Source organism: Nitrosospira sp. Nsp18, from assembly GCF_900103145.1.
Classification (GTDB): Bacteria; Pseudomonadota; Gammaproteobacteria; order Burkholderiales; family Nitrosomonadaceae; genus Nitrosospira.
Genome location: NZ_FMWY01000048.1, coordinates 1 through 2,642, shown reverse-complemented (window position 1 = coordinate 2,642; position 2,642 = coordinate 1). Strand labels below are relative to the sequence as shown.

Below are 2,642 nucleotides of genomic sequence, written 5' to 3'. Positions count from 1 at the left end.
CGTTTGAGCACCTCAACCTCCACCCGCGCCCCCGTGGCGCGGCGCAACACCAAACTCCTCCCCTCACTGGGCATCCTCCTGGTGGCGGGAGGAATTCTTTTACTCCTCTGGTTTGGCTGGCTCTGGTTCAACCCCGGCCCCGCCCCCTATCGCTACCAGCTCGTCACCGAAGGCGGCATTGACCAGTTTGCGCAACTGGGCCTACCGGCGGGCATCGACCCCGACCTCAAGCTGGCCCAATACGAAGTCTACGCCGAAGGCGTCGACCAGCCCTTAGCCCTCACCCACACCGCAAGACGCGGCAATGAGGCCCCCGTGCGGCTCGACTGGGAAAACCACACCAGCGAACTGCTCCTGACCGTCGACAACAAACTGTCCGAGCTTGCCGCCCTGTCCGCCGCCATCGCCAAGCACGCGCCCAAGGACGCCCTCATCCTCGCCTGGTGGGACACCTCGCGCCAGATCCACCTTTTGGCCGAGCGCGACACCCTGTTCACCACCCGCATCGGCGAACCCCTGATCGTACCCACCCCGTGGCGCGAGCGCACCGAGGCCGTCAAACGCTACGAGAACGAATTCTGGGGCGCGCCTGCCGGCGAGCAAGAGCGCGCCACCTTCCAGCGCTTCGCCGACGCCCTCCTGGCCCCGCCCGAGAAGGGTGCCGCCCTGCTGCGCGAACTGGCAGGCAGCCGCGAAGCCTACATCGCCATCCACGTCAACGACCTCTACAAACTGGGACTCATGCGCCCCCAGCAGTTTGACATCACCTACAAGAACTTCCCCATGGAAGGCAACATGCACGGCCTGATCGGCTACCTCAAAAGCTGGATGCAGAGCAACCAGTTCGACACCTACACCCTGCAATCCCTCTCCGACAAAATGGTGCGCGCCTACTTCCTGCACAAAGGCCCCAATAGCGAGAGCCTCATCGCCCAGATGCTGCCCTTCACCGAATCCCAGCCCCTGGACCTGCAAGCCCTCCAGCTCATCTACCAGCAAGGCGGCTACTGGGTCTACAAGATCCCCGCCCAAGGCGACGGCGAAAGCGGCGCCGACACCCCGCCCGGCGCCTGATCCCACGACAGACCAGCCAGACCCGATCAGACCCAACCCACCCCGGCCAACCCGCCTGCGGCGGGTTGGCGGTACCAGTGGTACCAGAAAGAGTGATGGTACTGGTGCTACCCGTTTACAGAAACCGGAGATACAGTATGGGCAAAATCCCAAATCCGGCAGATGACCGCTCATTGATCATTTAAGCGTTACGGATTCAGGATAAAAAAGTTGTTAATAACACCCGGATATTTTTGTCTCGCCAGAAAAAAAGGAGAAACCATGAGCCACCGCATGACATTAGTCCTTGCCGCAGCCGCCATGCTGGCGGTAGTTGCAGGCAGTGCTACCGCGCAATCGTATGAAGGCCGCAAGAAGTGCAGTTCCTGTCACAAGAGCCAGGCCGAATCGTGGGGCGACACCGCGCACGCCAAGGCCATGGACTCCCTCAAACCCAACACCAAGGCCGAGGCCAAGAAGAAGGCCAAGCTCGACCCGGCCAAGGACTACACCAAGGACAAGGATTGCGTAGGCTGCCACGTCGACGGCTGGGGCAAGGAAGGCGGCTACACCGTCGAGGACCCCAACAAGTTCACCACCGGCGTCGGTTGCGAATCGTGCCATGGTCCCGGCTCCAAGTATCGCGGCACCCACCGCAAGGCCGGCGCCGCCTACGAGAAATCGAAGAAGACCGCACCGCGCCAGACCCTGGCCGATGCCGGACAGGATTTCAGCTTTGAAGAAAGCTGCAACGCCTGCCACCTGAACTACGAAGGCAGTCCGTGGAAGGGCGCCAAGAAGCCCTACACCCCCTTCACCCCCGCGGTGGACAAGAAGTACACCTTCGACTTTGACAAGTACGTCAAGGACACCAAGGCCATGCACGAGCACTACAAACTGGACGGCACCTTCACGGGCGAGCCCAAGTTCAAGTACCATGACGACTTCCAGTCCAAGGCCAAGGTGGGTGTGAAAGGTTCGGAGGACTGATGGCGGGAATGAAAGCAGGCGGCACCCTGCTCGTTGGTGCCGTACTGGGGATCGTGATGGTGGCGGTGGTATTCGGCGGCGAGGCCGCCGTCTCCACCACCGCATTCTGCACCAGTTGCCATTCCATGACCTATCCTGCGGAGGAGCTCAAGAGCTCCTCGCACTATGGCGCGCTGGGGGCCAACCCCGGCTGCAAGGACTGCCATATTCCGCAGGGCTTCAAGAACTTCCACCTGGCGGTAGCCACCCACGTGGTGGATGGGGCGCGCGAGTTGTACATGGAGTTTGCCGAGGACTATTCCACCCTGGAGAAATTCAATGAGCGCCGGCTGATCATGGCCCACGATGCGCGCATGAATCTCAAGAAGTGGGACAGCGTCACCTGTCGCGAATGCCACAAGAACCCGCAGCCGCCCGGTGCCGACGCCAAGGCTGCGCACAAGAAGATGGAGACCGAAGGTGCGACCTGCATCGACTGCCATCAGAACCTGGTGCACAAGGAAGCCCCCGAGACCGACCTGAACGAGAGCAAGAAGCAGGGCAAACTGGTCCTCAAACCCGAGAAAAAGGATGAGGACGACGAGGAGGAGGATGAGGAG

Annotated in this window: 3 protein-coding genes; all 3 read left to right on the top strand. The window is 61.5% G+C overall.

Annotated features, from left to right (window positions below; all coding sequences use genetic code 11):
• On the top strand, positions 1-1,074 hold a 1,074-nt coding region (gene haoB / locus BLS94_RS14265; RefSeq protein ID WP_371130310.1), incomplete at its 5' end, for a hydroxylamine oxidation protein HaoB.
• Between the two features lie 261 nt (positions 1,075-1,335).
• A complete protein-coding gene (cycA, locus tag BLS94_RS14260) occupies positions 1,336-2,043 on the top strand; it encodes a cytochrome c-550 CycA (RefSeq protein WP_072768990.1) in 708 nt (235 codons plus the stop codon).
• Positions 2,043-2,642, top strand: a 600-nt coding sequence (locus tag BLS94_RS14255) for a NapC/NirT family cytochrome c (protein WP_143021716.1), incomplete at its 3' end; no start/stop codon positions are given. The genes cycA and BLS94_RS14255, both read left to right, overlap by 1 nt.

Coding starts and splice junctions, on each gene's coding strand:
- cycA (WP_072768990.1), top strand. CDS start 1,336: ATGAGCCACCGCATGACATTAGTCCTTGCCGCAGCCGCCATGCTGGCG.